Origin of the sequence: Paenilisteria rustica, assembly GCF_013820765.1 — a bacterium.
Lineage (GTDB): Bacteria > Bacillota > Bacilli > Lactobacillales > Listeriaceae > Listeria_A > Listeria_A rustica.
Window position 1 is genome coordinate 1 of sequence record NZ_JABJVM010000006.1, and the last position, 17,097, is coordinate 17,097.

17 protein-coding genes are annotated in these 17,097 nt (G+C 44.7%); 2 read left to right on the plus strand and 15 right to left on the minus strand.

The window, feature by feature from the left end; translation table 11 throughout:
* Positions 1-316: 316 nt before the first annotated feature.
* The 10 genes from HPK16_RS16795 to HPK16_RS07305 form a co-directional block, all read right to left on the minus strand.
* Positions 317-547, minus strand: a complete 231-nt coding sequence (locus HPK16_RS16795; RefSeq protein WP_246369328.1) for an arsenate reductase/protein-tyrosine-phosphatase family protein — start codon at positions 545-547, stop codon at positions 317-319.
* Entirely contained in the window at positions 532-729 is a 198-nt protein-coding gene (locus HPK16_RS16800; RefSeq protein WP_246369330.1) for an arsenate reductase/protein-tyrosine-phosphatase family protein, read from the minus strand. Before HPK16_RS16800 ends, HPK16_RS16795 begins: the two co-directional genes overlap by 16 nt.
* A gap of 1 nt (position 730) precedes the next feature.
* Entirely contained in the window at positions 731-1,777 is a 1,047-nt protein-coding gene (locus HPK16_RS07270; RefSeq protein WP_181676342.1) for an L-threonylcarbamoyladenylate synthase, read from the minus strand.
* Entirely contained in the window at positions 1,740-2,012 is a 273-nt protein-coding gene (locus HPK16_RS07275; protein ID WP_181676343.1) for a hypothetical protein, read from the minus strand. Before HPK16_RS07275 ends, HPK16_RS07270 begins: the two co-directional genes overlap by 38 nt.
* A gap of 77 nt (positions 2,013-2,089) precedes the next feature.
* The gene (gene prmC / locus HPK16_RS07280; RefSeq protein WP_181676344.1) at positions 2,090-2,935 is read right to left on the minus strand and encodes a peptide chain release factor N(5)-glutamine methyltransferase; all 846 of its coding nucleotides are present in this window, start codon (positions 2,933-2,935) and stop codon (positions 2,090-2,092) included.
* A 1-nt stretch (position 2,936) separates the two neighbouring features.
* Complete coding sequence (prfA, locus tag HPK16_RS07285) at positions 2,937-4,013, minus strand: peptide chain release factor 1 (protein ID WP_181676345.1); 1,077 nt, start codon at positions 4,011-4,013, stop codon at positions 2,937-2,939.
* Positions 4,014-4,046: 33 nt separating this feature from the next.
* Positions 4,047-4,619 (minus strand): thymidine kinase, encoded by a 573-nt coding sequence (locus HPK16_RS07290; protein WP_181676474.1) that lies wholly within the window; start codon positions 4,617-4,619, stop codon positions 4,047-4,049.
* A 206-nt stretch (positions 4,620-4,825) separates the two neighbouring features.
* Positions 4,826-5,692 (minus strand): homoserine kinase, encoded by an 867-nt coding sequence (gene thrB / locus HPK16_RS07295; RefSeq protein ID WP_181676475.1) that lies wholly within the window; start codon positions 5,690-5,692, stop codon positions 4,826-4,828.
* Entirely contained in the window at positions 5,692-6,750 is a 1,059-nt protein-coding gene (gene thrC / locus HPK16_RS07300; RefSeq protein WP_181676346.1) for a threonine synthase, read from the minus strand. The genes thrB and thrC overlap by 1 nt, the downstream gene beginning before the upstream one ends.
* 3 nt (positions 6,751-6,753) lie before the next feature.
* Positions 6,754-8,040 carry a homoserine dehydrogenase gene (locus tag HPK16_RS07305; RefSeq protein ID WP_181676347.1) on the minus strand — a complete coding sequence of 429 codons (1,287 nt, stop codon included), beginning with the start codon at positions 8,038-8,040 and terminating at the stop codon, positions 6,754-6,756.
* A gap of 254 nt (positions 8,041-8,294) precedes the next feature.
* Between HPK16_RS07305 and HPK16_RS07310 the strand changes: the two genes are divergently transcribed.
* Both HPK16_RS07310 and HPK16_RS07315 read left to right on the plus strand, forming a co-directional pair.
* A complete protein-coding gene (locus tag HPK16_RS07310) occupies positions 8,295-8,726 on the plus strand; it encodes a MarR family transcriptional regulator (RefSeq protein WP_181676348.1) in 432 nt (143 codons plus the stop codon).
* A 16-nt stretch (positions 8,727-8,742) separates the two neighbouring features.
* On the plus strand, positions 8,743-10,116 hold the full coding sequence (locus HPK16_RS07315; RefSeq protein ID WP_181676349.1) for an MATE family efflux transporter: 1,374 nt from the start codon (positions 8,743-8,745) through the stop codon (positions 10,114-10,116).
* Between the two features lie 44 nt (positions 10,117-10,160).
* On the opposite strand, the gene gorA is transcribed toward HPK16_RS07315, so the two are convergent.
* The 5 genes from gorA to HPK16_RS07340 all read right to left on the minus strand — a co-directional run bounded on the left by gorA (position 10,161) and on the right by HPK16_RS07340 (position 17,012).
* The gene (gorA, locus tag HPK16_RS07320) at positions 10,161-11,513 is read right to left on the minus strand and encodes a glutathione-disulfide reductase (RefSeq protein WP_181676350.1); all 1,353 of its coding nucleotides are present in this window, start codon (positions 11,511-11,513) and stop codon (positions 10,161-10,163) included.
* Positions 11,514-11,951: 438 nt separating this feature from the next.
* The gene (locus HPK16_RS07325) at positions 11,952-12,197 is read right to left on the minus strand and encodes a type B 50S ribosomal protein L31 (protein WP_036065627.1); all 246 of its coding nucleotides are present in this window, start codon (positions 12,195-12,197) and stop codon (positions 11,952-11,954) included.
* Between the two features lie 102 nt (positions 12,198-12,299).
* Positions 12,300-13,571, minus strand: coding sequence for a transcription termination factor Rho (gene rho / locus HPK16_RS07330; protein ID WP_181676351.1), 1,272 nt, complete (start codon positions 13,569-13,571; stop codon positions 12,300-12,302).
* Between the two features lie 585 nt (positions 13,572-14,156).
* Entirely contained in the window at positions 14,157-15,428 is a 1,272-nt protein-coding gene (locus tag HPK16_RS07335; protein ID WP_181676352.1) for a UDP-N-acetylglucosamine 1-carboxyvinyltransferase, read from the minus strand.
* 438 nt (positions 15,429-15,866) lie between these two features.
* Positions 15,867-17,012 (minus strand): FAD-dependent monooxygenase, encoded by a 1,146-nt coding sequence (locus HPK16_RS07340; protein ID WP_181676353.1) that lies wholly within the window; start codon positions 17,010-17,012, stop codon positions 15,867-15,869.
* Positions 17,013-17,097: the final 85 nt, after the last annotated feature.

Here is a 17,097-nt window from a genome sequence, read left to right on the forward strand (position 1 = left end):
AAAAGCAGAATCAGCCCGTTTAACTCCGAAAAAAACTGGAGCGGCCGCAGTAAAAATCCGCTCTTGATTTTTATGAAGGGCGTGAAGTTTTCGAGGAGTTGGCTGATGGAGCTAGATCTAACGAAAAGCAGAATCAGCCCGTTTAACTCCGAAAAAAACTGGAGCGGCCGCAGTAAAAATCCGCTCTTGATTTTTATGAAGGGCGTGAAGTTTTCGAGGAGTTGGCTGATGGAGCTAGATCTAACGAAAAACTTAGCCACCTTAATCCCCAGAAATAAATTTGAATTAAAAATAGGAGGACACCAAAAAGTATCCCCTAGACATCCAACAAAAACCGTCGCGCAATCATCTCTTCCAACTCCGCAAACGTGTACTCATAATCAGCCTTACTTCCCCCATAGGGATCCGCCACATCAAAATCATAAGGGGAAATCAGCTCCGTTTTTTTATTCGGAAACTTATCCACAAGCGACTGCCGGTGTTGTTCTGTCATCACAAAAATTTTGTCGGCTTCTTCTACTAAGTCACTAGTCAGCAATTTCGCCATATGATATAGGTTGGTAAGCCGTGTTCTTGCAATACTTCTTTTGATTGCATCGACATCGGTGCGCCTGTCTGTGCCGCAAGTCCAGCTGAACGGATTTCCCATTCTGGCTTGAACCACTGTAACATTTTTTCGGCCATCGGGCTTCGGCATGTATTTCCCGTGCACACAAATAAAATATTCATTCTAGCTTTCCTCACTTTGCTTGATATAATGTCCGCCTGCTGCTTTATCAAGACGATTCATTACCGCTTCCCCAATACCAATTTTCGCAAAAGGTTCGGCGTAAATAAGCGTCACAGGTGTATGGTCAAAATGGCGTAATCGGTCGTATAAACGGTAGGCGATTTCCCCTGGGTAAGCCTTACTTCCGAGACCCATCATATAGTCCGACTTCCGCAACTGTTCCTCTAGCTCATCTGAAACGAGCACACCGACGATTTCTCCGCGTTTTTCAGCTAGGTCAATCTGTTTTTGGAAAAAAGCCGTATCGCCCTCAATGATTGCCACAGGAGCTTTTGGTGCGTAATGCGTGTATTTCATTCCTGGTGATCTCGGTGCTTCTTGTTGCGCGACTTCTTTCGCTTCTGAAATAACGGGGCCAATTACCGCCTCTATCTTCTCTTGCGAAACGCCTCCTGGTCGTAAAATCGCTGGAGTTTCGAGCGTGCAATCAATCACCGTTGATTCGAGACCTACACCAGTTTTCCCGCCAAAGACAATACCCGCAATCCGTCCTGATAAATCTTCCTCCACATGTTCCCCGGATGTCGGACTTGGTTTTCCTGATCGATTCGCACTTGGAGCCGCCACAGGAATTCCAGCTACTGCTAAAAGGCCGAGCGCGATAGGGTGCTCTGGCATTCGTACACCGACGCTATCCAATCCTGCCGTCACATTTGTAGCTAGTCGACCGGGCTGTAATGGCAAAATGATTGTCAACGGACCTGGCCAAAATTCGCGCATGAGTTTTTTTGCGTTGCTCGGGATTTCCTTGACGAATTCATGAATTTGCGACTGATCCGCGATGTGCACGATAAGTGGGTTATCGGATGGCCTGCCTTTTGCTTCGTATATTTTAGCAACGGCTTGTTCATTTGTAGCGTCTGCGCCAATGCCGTATACCGTTTCAGTAGGAAAAGCCACCGTTTCTCCCGCTTGTAAAAGTTTCGCAGCCTCGAGATACGTCTGTATTTCATTTTCCTTCGTTATATGCCAAATCTTTGTTTCCATTAGGATTTGCTCCTTTACATTGCTTTAATCTTATTTTAACGGTTTTGGTGCATTTTTTACAGCCTGAGATTGATTTATTTGAAAAATTGGCTTTCATCCACAAAGTTATCCCCAAACTGTGGATAATAACTTTGTCAATGTGGATAACTAATTGTGAACCTGTGGATAATGTGTATAAGTGTGTTGATAACTGGGTTTTAATTATTAAGATTTGATTAAAAATATTTTTTTGCACAAAGTTTTATCCCCAATGCTGTGGATAATTAGCCCGAATAAAAAAGCACTTCATCCATAGAAATGCTTTTATATCCGCTAGTTATGGCAAATAACCATCCGATCTTTACCATTGATGTCTTGTTGAATCGTGACGCTTGCCTGTGGAAAACTTTTTTCGAAAAACTGTTTTACAGCGGAACCTTGTGTGTAACCGATTTCCATGCCAATCCAAAATAGGTTATCCACAATATTTGGCAATTGCTGAATTAGGCGTTCGTAAATCGCTAAACCGTTATTGGGTGCGAACAGGGCTAGTTCTGGTTCGTGATCCAGAACGTAATTTGACATCTCCAAGCGTTCACTATCTGCAACATATGGTGGATTTGCTAGAATCATATCGAATTTTTCACCGGTTTGTTGGAAATAATCTACGAGGTCGCTGTGGATAAATCGGACATCTGTTTTTAAACGGGTATTATTTTGTTCCGCAATTTTGAGAGCTTCCTTGGAAATATCTGAGCCAGTGACCAAGCACTCAGGAAATGTTGCTTTTAGTGTGATCGGGATAATCCCGCTACCTGTGCAGACATCCAAAATGCGCTGAACTCTAGCTGGATTTTTTTCGATAAATTTCTCGGCGGCGTAAACAAGCTCTTCGGTTTCTGGACGGGGGATTAGAACACTTGGTGTGACATAAAAATCGCGACCATAAAAAGGAGCCACTTCTAAAATATACTGAACTGGCTCCCCATTTATATAACGTGCGAAATCGCTGTCAAACTGGGCCTTTTCGCTCGGACTTAGCTCTTTACTTGTCGACATCCATAGTTCAGATCGTGTCAGACCAAGTCGCGTTTCAATGATAATTTCTGCTATGTTGAGGTCCAGATCGTGAGCGCCCAGTTCCGCTTTTGCTTGATGCAAAATTTCGGCGATTGTCATCTTACATACCGTCGCTTAGATGATCGAGTCGGCTCGTTTGGTCTTCCATAATAAGCGCGTCGATAACTTCATCAAGCTTGCCTTCCATGATTTGATCGAGCTTTTGAATCGTCAAACCAATGCGGTGATCTGTTACACGATTTTGTGGATAATTATACGTCCGAATCCGCTCAGAACGGTCACCGGTACCAACCGCAGATTTCCGATGCGTATCATATTCCTCACGTGCTTCACGCTCAAATTTATCAAAAATACGCGCACGCAAAATTTTCATCGCTTTTTCTTTATTCTTAATTTGAGAACGTTCATCTTGCATCGAAACAACAATCCCCGTCGGAATATGCGTCAAACGTACGGCTGACATCGTTGTATTAACACTTTGTCCGCCCGCGCCACTTGAAGCAAACGTATCCGTCCGAATTTCGTTATCTTTAATGTCGATTTCCACATCTTCAGCTTCTGGCAAAATCGCAACCGTTGCCGTCGACGTATGAATTCGACCGCCTGACTCGGTTTCTGGAACGCGCTGTACACGGTGGGCACCATTTTCATATTTTAGGCGAGAGTAAGCTCCGGCACCGTTAATCAATACGATAATCTCTTTATAACCACCGATTCCCGTCGCGTTTGCTTCCATGACCTCGGCCTTCCAACCGCGAGATTCTGCATAACGTGAATACATCCGGAATAAGTCGCCAGCAAATAGAGCGGCCTCATCGCCACCCGCAGCTCCGCGAATTTCCATAATAACGTTTTTGTCGTCATTTGGGTCTTTTGGAACGAGCAATAGTTTTAAACGCTCCTCTAGTCGGCTTTTCTCTGCTGTTAACTCGTTGAATTCTTCTTTCACCATTTCTTTCATGTCATCGTCGAGCTTCTCGTTCATCATCTCACGTGTTTCTGCAAGCCCCTCGGTCACTTCTTTATACTCACGATACGTCTCCACTGTTTCCGAGATGCTCGATTGTTCTTTGGAATAGTCTCGTAGCTTTTTCGCGTCACTGACTACGTTCGGGTCGCTCAGCAATTCGTTCAATTCATCATAGCGATCTTCCACCGCTTGTAAACGATCATACATTTAGGTTCACCTCATTTTTTAGTTGTTAAAACGTTAAATTGATGGGTTGGCGTGACATTTTCGGCATACTGGATAGTAACGATCGTTGCCACCAATCATGATTTGGTCGCCTTTATACATTGGTTTTCCTTCTTCATCGACACGTAACACCATCGTCGCTTTCTTCGTGCAAAACCAACAAACTGTCTTCATTTCCTCGATTTTGTCGGCGTATAGCAATAAATACTTAGAACCTTCGAACAGCTCATTTTGAAAATCGTTTTTTAGCCCATACGCAATGACGGGAATGTTAAGTCCATCTGCAATTTGCGCTAACTGTAAAATATGTTTTTTCTCCAAAAATTGCGATTCATCGAGTAATACGCAATATGGTTTGGGATCTATTTTTGCTACTTCATCGTGCAAATTTGTTGTTGAAAATACTGGTGTTGCCTCACGTTTCAAACCAATACGACTCGAAATAACCCCGACTTGTTCGCGGTCATCGATACCAGATGTAAAAATCACGACCGGTTTATTTTGTTCCTCATAATTATGTGCCACTTTTAAAATTTCAATTGTTTTACCGCTATTCATTGACCCATATCTAAAGAAAAGCTGTGCCATTGCCTCAAAACCTCTCATTCCCATGTTAAAAACTCTTTTTCATTCTATCACAGCGCGTAATTTGGGACAACAGGTATTGTTTTGAAGAATGTCTGAAAGTAGCAATAGTCGCATTCTAAAGGTGATTTTCTATGTAGCTTTCTTACATGCGCATGACAAAAAAACTACAAGTAAAGCGCAAAAACGATACTTTACTTGTAGTTATTTCATGAGAATATCGTCGAGCCGTTTCCTTCTACGTTTAGCGAAAGAACTGTCGCTGTTTGATCGAATTCTTTCATGACCTGGATTAGATTCTCGCTTTCTGACTTTGGAGCGAAGATCAGAATCGTTGGACCTGCTCCACTCAAACATGCCGCGTAAGCACCATTTTCCTTCGTCAATGCACGCAATGGCGCCAAATGTGGTACGAGTTTTGCACGGTATTTCTCATGCCATAAATCGCGCTCCATCATGTCACCCGCTAATTTCAGATCATTTTGCAAAAGCGCTGCGATCATCACATTAGCGATACTGCTTGCTTTGACTGCCTCTTTATAGGGAAGCTGGTCTGGCAAAACACCGCGACTTTCGCTCGTTAGCAGTACTTCTTGCGGAATAAACGCGAGCAGGGCACAGTCTGGGAAAAGGTGCCGAACGTAAAAATCTTCGCCATCCAATTTTGCACCAACGACAAAATTACCGAGTACTGCTGGGGCAACGTTATCTGGATGGCCTTCGATTTCCGCGGCAATCTCCACCTTGCGTTCTGGCGTCAACTCCAAATTCGCGAGTATATTCGCAAGCTCGATGCCTGCCACCACGGCCGCCGAACTACTTCCAAGTCCGCGCGCCGCCGGGATATCGCAGAGCATTTTCAAGTTGTGCGGTTCAAGATTTGGCGCGATGCTAAGCGCGGTTTCGACAATGACGTTCGTTGCGTCCATCGGGATTCCGTCACCTAAATCATGCGCGATATGCCATTCTTTTGCTGGTTCTAAAACTTCTAGCGTTAAATAAAGCGATAACGCAAGGCCGCACGAATCAAAGCCTGGTCCAAGATTCGCTGTTGTAGCCGGAACTTGGATTCTAATCATTTCGTCACGCCTCCACGCAAGTATTCACGCATTGCGTCCACGCCTTCCACGTGGGAAATTGGAACTTCATGCACGCTCATCGCCGTATCAGGGTCTTTCAAACCGTTTCCAGTGAACACACACACGACTGTTTCGCCTTGTTTGATCGCGCCACTTTTCACGTGTTGAATCACGCCAGCAAGCGATGCCGCCGAGCCTGGTTCAATGAAGACACCATCTTGCGCTGCGACTTTTTTATAGGCATTCACAATCTCGTCGTCTGTTACAGAATGAATATATCCCTGCGATTCGTCACGCGCCGCCTCAGCCAATCCCCAACTTGCTGGATTACCAATTCGAATCGCCGTCGCAATCGTCTCAGGATTCTTAATTGGCGCGCCTTGAACGATTGCCGCAGCACCTTCCGCTTCAAAACCGTGCATCCGCGGTAAGCCAACGCCAAAATGACCGTCCCATTCTTTGAAACCTTTCCAGTATGCCGAAATATTTCCTGCGTTTCCAACCGGGATTGCCAGCACGTCTGGTGATTTACCACCTAATTGTTCGCAAATCTCGAACGCCGCTGTTTTTTGGCCTTCTAAACGATACGGATTCACCGAGTTAACAAGTGCCACGGCTTCCGTTTCCGCAAGCTCACGAACCGCGTCCAAAGCTTCATCAAAGTTCCCCTGAATCGCGATGATATCCGCGCCATACATCACGGCCTGCGCCAACTTACCAAGCGCCACTTTGCCATCTGGAATCACCACATAAGCCTTCATTCCAGCACGAGTCGCGTACGCAGCAGCAGCCGCCGACGTGTTTCCAGTAGAAGCACAAATAACCGCCGTCGCGCCCTCTTCCTTCGCCTTCGCAACTGCCATCACCATACCGCGATCCTTAAACGATCCCGTCGGATTCAAGCCTTCATATTTTCCATATAACGTCACGCCAAGTTCCTTCGACAAATTTGGCAACGGAATCAGCGGTGTATTCCCTTCAGCCAAGCCAATCAGCGGTGTTTTATCAGTGATCGGTAAATAGTCCTTATAACGTTTCAATAATCCTTCATACATCATTTATCCCTCCACAACTTGATATTTCGCTTCGACTTGCATTTGCGGTTCCAGCTTCACTTTTTCAATCGCTTGTTCCAGTTGCGCCTTGCTCGTCACATGCGTCACCACAACAACCGTCGCCGTAAACTCGTCCAGCGGTTCTTGCAAAATTTTATCAAAACCAACGCCCGCTTCCGCAAAAATCTGCGTTAACTTAAGGAACGTTCCAGTTTTATCATCCATGACAATCCGCAAATAATATTTCGAGAAAATTTCTTCTGGAACGGTTTGTTTCGTGTCATGTTTATAACTATTGAATGCATTGCCATTTGTGCCTAACTTGCTGTTTTTCGCGACCGTAATAATATCGCTGACCACACTCGTCGCCGTCGGTAATTCACCAGCACCCGGCCCGTAATACATCGTTTCACCAGCCGCGGCACCCGTTACAAACACCGCATTATTCTCGTTGTTCACGCCCGCCATCGGATGGTATTTCGGCAAGAGTACAGGCCCAACACTAACAGCAACCGAACCGTTCTTCTCTTCCGCCGTGCCGACCAATTTAATCACGTATTTCAACTGCTCCGCAACTTCCATATCACGCGGCGCAATCCCGCGAATTCCAACCGTATCCACGTCTGCCAAATCGACATTCATTCCAAATGCCAACCGCGTTAAAATGACCATTTTGCGAGCCGCATCGATTCCGTCCACATCATTCGTTGGATCAGATTCTGCAAACCCTAAGTCCTGCGCCTCTTTCAAAACATCCTCATAATCCCGCTTCTCCGTCTTCATTTTTGTCAACATGAAGTTCGTCGTACCGTTCACGATTCCCATAACTTTCTGGATTTTATCAGCCGCAAGCCCGTTCACAATCGTCCGCAAAATCGGGATTCCGCCAGCAACACTCGCTTCATAGAATAAATCACATTGGTTCGCCTGTGCCACAGCAATTAGTTCATCCCCATGTAACGCAATTAAATCCTTATTCGCCGTTACCACATGTTTCCCAGCTTTCAATGCTTGTAAAACATACTCGCGCGCCGGTTCGATGCTTCCCATAACTTCCACAACCACCGAAATGGCTGGATCATCTAAAATGTCAGAAGGTTCCGTGGTCAAGCTAAATCCTTTCGTCTCGTAACGACGATTCTTTTCTAAGTCGCGTACGAGCACCGTTTTGACGCTCACTTGGTAGCCGGTCATTTGACTAATTTTCTCCGCATGCTCTTCTAAAATGTGAATGACACCACTACCAACTGTTCCAAATCCTAAAATTCCAACTTCTAATTTCGCTTCCACTTGTCAACCTCCTCAGTTATAAAACCATGTAATTATGCTTATTATACGCAATTTCCCATCATAAAGCAAAGGATTATTTGACATATCAGAATATTCATTTAGGACAATGTTCACAAGAATATCACATCTAGAATGAAAAACGTGTAAAAGACTGCTTAGATTTTCTTTTTAACTTAGATGCTTGACAGTTAGAATCCTATCTATTATAATCATTTTATCAAGTTAGAATTCTAACTATAAGGAGTCGAATTAAAATGACCAAACAACCACTAAATACCCCTTATTCCGATTTATTCCGCGGAGTTGGGATGAAAATCAAGATGAATGCCGATGCTAGGCTTCGCGAATTAGACCTCAACGGCCAGCAAGGACGCATGATTGGCTATATTTATGAGAACCAAGAACGCGGCGTTATTCAAAAAGATCTCGCCACACAATTCAACCGCAAAGGCGCCAGCATCACGAGCATGCTGCAAGGCCTCGAAAAAAAAGGGTACATCAAACGCGTCGTTCCAAAAGATAACGAACGTCAAAAGAATATTTATGTCTTAGATAAAGGCGTGGCGTTAATAGAAGAATTCAATACCATTTTTGCAGAAATCGAGAGCAGTATCACAAAATCCCTCACCGCTACCGAAGCCGAACAATTAAAATCACTTTTAACAAAAGTAAGTAACAACCTATAAGGAAGAAGGAAAGAACATGACAAAGAAATTTTCAGATCAATATTATTTAGAAAACGCACCAGTGAAAAAAGCCATCGCCCATTTATCGATTCCAATGATGATTGGGATGTCGGTCGGCACTATTTATAACGTCATCAACGCCTATTTCATCGGACTCTTACACGACACAAGCATGCTCTCCGCGATTACGCTTGGCTTACCAATTTTCACGGTTCTCATGGCTTTTGGTAACGTATTTGGCGTTGGTGGTGGAACATTCATCACCCGCCTCAATGGTCAAAAAGACACAGAAAGAGGCAAGCGCGTCGCCGGTTACACATTCTACGCCAGTATCATTGCCGGACTTTTACTCGCACTCCTCGCTCTCCTTTTAATTGATCCGATTGCCCAACTGCTCGGCGCTGATGCAGCAACCTTTGATTATGCCAAAACCTACGCACTGACCCTATTTGCTGGTGGTTTCATCGTCATACTGAATTTCGCCCTCGAGCAGTTAGTCCGGTCTGGCGGGGCTTCCAAAGAATCCATGTACGGTATTTTTATCAGCACTGGGCTCAGCTTGATTCTTGATCCAATCCTTATCTTAGGTCTAGGCTGGCATGTTGCAGGAGCTGCACTGGCCATGGTTTTATCCCAACTAGGTTCCGCCATTTACTACCTTTACTTCCTAGAAAAACGCAGCGAACATTTGCAAGGTTTCCTAAAACACTTCAAAATATCCATCAAAGACCAGCTCGAAATCTATAAAATTGGCGTCTCCGAACTATTACAGTCTGCCTTTTTAATCGTGACAACCTTACTGCTCAACAATTTTGCCATTCAATATGGTGATAATGTCATCGCAGGATTCGGAATCGCACTACGCATCGTTCAAATTCCAGAATTCTTAGCCATGGGTCTAATTCTAGGTTTGATTCCATTCTTCGCATTTAACTTTGCTAGTAAGAATATTCCGAGATTTAAAGCGGGAATAAAACAAGCCTCCCTATATATCGGCGTCATTTCCGTTACATTTGTTGGCTTAGTTTACCTATTTAGAGCACCAATCCTCCACCTGTTCTCAAGCGATCCAAATGTTCTAAGTATTGGTGCCTATATCCTCGTAGCTATGCTCGTATCGGCAATCTTCAACGGCTTTACCATCCTGTTCATCAGCCTTTTTCAAGCAACAGGTCAAGGCACGGCGACGATGGTCATGTCCGTCACACAGGGCGTCCTTTACATCCCGATGATTCTGATTTTGCACGCTGCATTCGGCCTCCACGGCGTTATTTGGTCCATGGCAGTCACCGAAACCATCACCTTAATTATGGGACTTATCTTCTTCATCGCCTTCCAGAAAAAATTGAAAACAACCGATTTAGCAGATGCAAAAGTCATCCCAGCATAAAATTAAAGCGCCGTTCCTATATCTCAGGACGGCGCTTTATCCTATTAACGCATTGTAACAAACTCTTCTGATCCCGTTGGATGAATCGCGACTGTGTTATCGAAATCAGCTTTCGTTGCGCCCATTTTCATCGCAACGGCAAAGCCTTGAATCATTTCATCAACACCCGTACCAATTCCGTGCAGGCCAACAACTTTCTCATTATCACCGGCACAAACCAGCTTCATTCGGCAAGGCTCGCGATGTTCTGTAATCGCAGTATACATCGAGGTAAACGAAGACGTATAGACTTTCACTTGTGCCTCTCCATATTTTTCAATAGCTTCTGGTTCTGTCAAACCTATCGTCCCAATCGCCGGATGACTAAAAACAACCGTCGGAATCAGGTTATAGTCCAAATGCTCATCCAATTTCCCGTTAAATAACCGTTCAGACAAGCGACGTCCCGCAGCAATTGCAACTGGGGTCAGCTCAATATGGCCCGTGATATCTCCGACTGCATAAATCCCCGGAACCGCTGTATTTTGGAATTTATCTACTTTAATGTAGCCTTTTTTATCAAGTTCCACCGCCGTCGCCGCCAAGTTAAGCGTCTCGGTCACCGGTGTTCTGCCAATCGCCCAGATTAATTTTTCTACTGTCTGCGTGCGACCGTCCTCTAAGTGAAGCGTCACCGTTCCATCCTCATTTTTCGTGACCTCTTTAGGAATCGCCTCTGTATGAAGCGTTAACCCTTGCTCCTTCATGACTTCCATTAAAGTTTCCACTACTAAAGGATCAAATCTGCGTATCGGCGTCTGTTTACGAACAAACAAATGCGTCTCCACGCCAAAGCCCTGCAATACGCCCGCAAGCTCCACCGCAATGTAGCCAGCACCAACGACCGCAACGCTTTTAGGCAACTCCGTCCATGCAAAAAAGCCGTCCGAATCCGTCCCATATTCTGCTCCTGGAACGTCAGGCCAAGCAGGTTTTCCACCCGTCGCCACCAAAATATGATCCGCCGTATAATGCGTACCATCCACCTCAATCGTATGCTCATCAACAAATGACGCGTAGCCCTTCAAAATATCGACCTTATTATGATCGAGTCCGCGCTGATACGAGCCATGAATCCGCTCAATATACGCCTCCCGATTTTCCACCAACTTCGCAAAATCAAAATTTTCTTGTTTCACATCAAAGCCATAATCTGGCGCATATTTGTTCATCGCCTCAGAAATCTGAGCCCCATACCACATCACTTTTTTAGGCACACAACCAACGTTTACACACGTTCCACCAAGATGTTTCGGCTCCACAAGCGCACATTTCTTCCCGTAACTAGCCGCACGATTCACCGAAGAAATCCCGCCGCTGCCTCCACCAATCGCTATATAATCATAATGTTCCACCATATGAAAACCTCCTTTATTTCTCTATCCTCCAATTCTACCCTAAGCAAGATTGAATTGAAAATGTTTGGATTTTGTTTTGAGGTTTATGTTTTTCTTATGTTGATTGGTACTCTGTACACAGAAGGTCTGAAAATCATCTAATGGGCCATCAACTTTTATTTTTTATGCGTAAGACGTACATTCCGCTTTACACAAATCGAGCGAAAGCGGTTGCAATCAAGTGGTTTTGTGAAAGCCAAAAGCGGAGCGTATTGGCGCAAGTGATGACTGAAAACAGGGAGGGAGTAGCTTCCCCGACCATGTAAGAAGTTAAGCGAAACTGCTCTTGTGTAGCAGAACCGGAAGTTCATAAAACCACTTGATTGCGAGCGCTTGCCGCCGATTTACCCCACGTAGGTTCAAGGTATCAAATAAAAAAGCCACCCGAGGGTGACTTTTTTATTTGATACCGTATTTTTTGTTGAAACGGTCGACACGTCCGTCGGCTGTCGCATGTTTTTGTTTACCAGTATAGAATGGGTGAGAATCAGAACTGATCTCGACACGTAGTAATGGATACTCGTTGCCATCTTCCCATTGAATAGTTTCGTTCGAGCCCTTAGTAGAACCAGAAAGAAATTTGAAATCTGTACTAGTATCAAGAAATACCACTTGACGGTATTCCGGGTGAATTCCAGCTTTCATTGTTTTCAACTCCTTCGCCCTGAATCATCTGAAACAGAGTAATTTCTGCACACTTGCACACAGTAAATTCATTATAACAATGCTTTTCTAATTTAGCAAGGCTTATTTTTTAAACATTTCTGTCTGGATAACTTCGAAAAAATCTGCATTTGTTGGTGTCTTTTTCAAATAGCGAATAAAGCGCTCGGAAATGTCTAATGCATCGCCTTGAATCGGCATAATTTTACGGATTTTCCACAGCTGTTCTAGGTTTTCTTTTGGAAGTAATAGCTCTTCTTTACGCGTTCCTGAGCGGCGAATATCAATAGCTGGGAAGACGCGTCGCTCTGCCATCGCACGATCGAGATGGAGCTCCATATTTCCGGTTCCTTTAAATTCTTCATAAATCACGTCGTCCATTCGCGAACCTGTGTCAACAAGTGCTGTTGCCAAGATTGTTAAACTTCCGCCTTCTTCGATGTTTCGAGCAGCCCCGAAAAAGCGCTTCGGTCTGTGGAAAGCGGCTGGATCAATACCGCCAGAGAGCGTTCGCCCGCTTGGTGGAATAACAAGATTATACGCTCTAGCTAGCCGCGTAATACTATCCATCAAAATAATAACGTCACGCTTTTGCTCCACAAGACGCATCGCTCGTTCTAAGACCAGCTCAGCAACTTTTATATGATTTTCTGGAACTTCATCAAACGTCGAGCTAACAACCTCTGCTTTGACCGAGCGCTCAATATCGGTTACCTCTTCAGGGCGTTCATCGATCAATAGTACAATCAGTTCTGCATCCGGACTATTTTCTGTAATCGCGTTAGCAATTTCTTTTAAAAGAATCGTTTTACCAGCCTTAGGAGGAGCTACAATCAATCCACGTTGTCCGAAACCAATCGGGGCAATCATGTCGATCATACGCGTTGAAATCGGCTCTTGACCAATCTCCATACGTATTTGGCGATCAGGATATAACGGCGTTAAACCTGGGAAATGAACACGTTCTTTCGCCACCTCGGGATTTTCGCCATTAACCGCCTCGACGTGAAGCAAACCAAAATAGCGCTCATTTTCTTTTGGAGGGCGAACTTTTCCTGAAACCTTATCACCAGTTCTTAGATCGAAACGTCTGATTTGGGAAGCCGATATGTAGATATCTTCGGAGCTTGCAGAATAGTTGATGGGGCGCAGGAAGCCAAAACCTTCCGAGGCAATAATGTCAAGAACGCCTTCCATAAAGAAGAAGCCTTGTTTTTCAGCACTTGCCTTTAGCAGCGCAAAGCTGAGTTCTCTTTTAGTGAGCTTGCTATAATAGGGAATCTTATGTTCCTTTGCAAGCGCATAGATTTCTTTAATTGTCAGTTTTTCCAGATAAGAAATGGATATGTCCGGCATATAATTTGACCACCTTTTGGATTTTTTGTAAAGAGGATTTTAGGAGAGCTGAGGATTTAAGTATATTTTTCATGATTTACTACTAAAATTTCAATGGAGGCAACTCGTGTTTCAGAGCAGACTACAAACTCACTTTGTTCCTTTGCATATTAGGGTTGTAACTCGCTTCACTTCAAACAAAGGTGCGTGCTTTACCGCCAACTGGTGTTTCAACGCCATCTCACGATCTCCCACCAAATCTCAGCGGAGCGACAAGCGCTCAGATTCTAGGCAAAGCCGCGCACCGGAGCGGAATGTACTAAAGTACATGAGCACTGGAGCACAGGCTTTGGATAAGAACTACAAACTCACTTTGTTCCTTTGCATATTAGGGTTATAACTCGCTTCACTTCAAACAAAGGTGCGTGCTTTACCGCCAACTGGTGTTTCAACGCCATCTCACGATCTCCCACCAAATCTCAGCGGAGCAACAAGCGCTCAGATTCTAGGCAAAGCCGCGCACCGGAGCGGAATGTACTAAAGTACATGAGCACTGGAGCACAGGCTTTAACGACGAAGATGAGTGCTTGTCGCTCCGCTGAATGACTAGACGATTTCGGAGGCGTGGGAAACCTTACAAATATCAGCACCTATACCTTCTAATTTTTCGATAATGCGGCCGTAGCCTCGTTCAATATGTTCCACGCCATGGATTTCCGTAACACCATCTGCAGCGAGGCCTGCGATAACAAGTGAGGCTCCCGCACGTAAATCTGATGCGGTTACTGTAGCGCCCCTAAGTTGCGTTGGGCCTGTGACTATGGCTGCACGGCTTTGCAGTTTGAAGCGGCCACCCATGCGTTTTAGCTCATCGATATGTTTAAAACGACTTGGATAAATAGTATCTGTTACAACACTACTTCCATGGGCACCGGCTAATAACGCAGTCATTGGTTGTTGTAAATCGGTTGGAAACCCTGGATAGGCGTAGGTTTTGATATCTACTTTTTTCAGTGAACCACTTTTCCCAATGTAGGCAGAATCTTCATCCATTTCAATGGATACGCCGGCTTCGACGAGTTTCGCTTTCACTGCTTCCATGTGGGCTGGAATAATGTTTTCGACCTTGATTCCAGAGCCCGCTGCTGCTGCTAAAATCATGAAAGTTCCTGCTTCGATGCGGTCAGGAATAATCGTGTGACGGCATCCGTGGAGTGTTTCAACGCCTTCGATACGGATAGTATCTGTGCCAGCACCTTTTATTTTTGCTCCCATGCTCGTAAGAAGAGTCGCCACATCGATAATTTCTGGCTCCTTGGCTGCGTTTTCGATAACTGTTTTTCCAGTTGCTTTTACAGCGGCAAGCATAATATTGATGGTTGCGCCGACGCTAACGACGTCTAGATAGATACGGGCACCTTTTAATTCGTCAGCACGTAAATAGATGGCTCCTTGCTCATTTGTAACTGTAGCTCCCAGTGCCTCAAAGCCTTTAATGTGTTGATCAATGGGACGCGGACCTAAATAACACCCACCTGGAAGCCCGATAACCGCTTTTTTGAAACGGCCTAGCATCGCACCCATGAGGTAGTAGGAAGCGCGTAATTTTTTTACATTGCCGTTTGGTAGTGGCATATCCATTAAATTAGACGGATCAATTGTGACTGCATCTGTGTCAGCATGAATCGTTCCGCCAAGTTCTTCTAAAATTGCATATAATGTGTGTACATCGGATATATCGGGTAAGCCTTCAATGGTAACATCTGAATCAGCGAGAATTGTAGCAGGAATAAGCGCCACAGCACTATTCTTAGCACCATCCACACGCAACGTCCCAGATAATTCTCTTCCACCTTTTATTACTAATTTCTCAATCATACCGTTCCTTCTTTCTAATCAAAAAGATTTCACTTGTTGCTAATTATCCCTGATATTGAGGAAATTTGCAAATATTGAAAAGCTGAAGAAGCCCGTTAGACCCGAAAAAGCTTGGAGCGACCGCAATGAAAACCCACTCTTGGTTTTTATGGAGGGCGCGAAAGCTTCGAGGGGCTGGCTTCTGAAGCTGGATCCGGAAGCGCTGGTTTTGACGCAGCACATGGATTACATGCTCACATTCGTTCTCATGCATATTGGGCTTCTAATTCAGCTCAATACGCTTCTTAAGAATCCCAACAAAGCTGAAACGGCCCGTTCAGCTCCGACAAAAACTGGAGCGGCTACCAGAAAAAGCCGGTCTTGACGCAGCGCATGGATTACATGCTCACTTTCGTTCTCATGCATATTGGGGTTCTAATTCTCCATTCCTCAAACCCCTCAACTATCCAAATCCACATCATATATATATTCCAATTGTTTCCGCTGTGCCGAGGCTGGTGCTAAGCGCATCCCCATATTTCGTACCTTGCATACAAACGGCGCCTCGAATTGAGCAACTTTTCCAATCAGCCGTGATCGCTCTGTGATTTTCTTTGTTCTGCCAACCCTCGCTTGACTAAATGCCTCGAAAGCCAGCTCCACATTATCGATTTTTTTCAAATAATTACGCAAAATAATCGCGTCTTCCATCGCCTGACAGCCACCCTGCCCCAAATTTGGTGTCATCGCATGTGCCGCGTCTCCCATTAAAACCGCGCGCCCCTTTGCAAAACTTTTCATAGGCTCCAAATCAAAAATATCTCCACGTATCAGCTTATCTGGATTTGTAGCTTCCAGTATGTCCCGAATCGGCTGATGATAGGAACCAAAACGCTCTACTAGATGCGATAATTCATATGTTTGATGCGCAATGCTGTTCTCAGAAGCCCCAACTACCGCAAACCAATATGTTTCCTGGTTTGCTAGAGGGACAATTCCTACGCGTCCTTTTGTACCCCAAGTTTCAGTGAATAGCTTTGTATCTGCATCTTTCGGCTGGGTTTTAGCAACGCCACGCCAACAGGTGTAGCCCGCATAACGAAGCGGCTGTTTGCCAAAAATACGATTCCTTGCAACAGAATGAATCCCGTCTGCAACGATTGCGTAATCCCCGCGAACCTCAGAGCCATCTTCCATCTGTAGCACAACTCCTGAAGCGCTCTGTATCAAATCTCGACATTTGCTTCCTAATCTTAGCGTGCCTTCTTTCAATGTGTTTAACAGAATTTCCTGCAAATCGGCTCTATGTATCGCATAAATCGGGAAAGTAAACTTCTCATCATCTAATTTCGTTATAGCTTTTCCAGCTTCATCCACAATCGCTATTCCTTTAGAGCTGACATTTCCCATCGCCTTTACTTGGTCGGCCAAGCCTAATAACTCCAGCGCTAACATCCCATTTGGCGCAATTGTAATGCCTGCCCCAACTCGTTTTATTTCCTCAGCCTGCTCATAAATTTCTACAGAAAAACCAGATTGTTGTAATGCTATTCCTGTCATCAAACCCGCAATTCCGCCACCTATAATTAAAAATTTATCTGCCATTTCTCGCACTCCATTCTTTGTATGCGTTCTCTTTTTAAGTGTATCAAGCTTTGGGAAAATTGGATATCCAACTTTTGGTTTATGT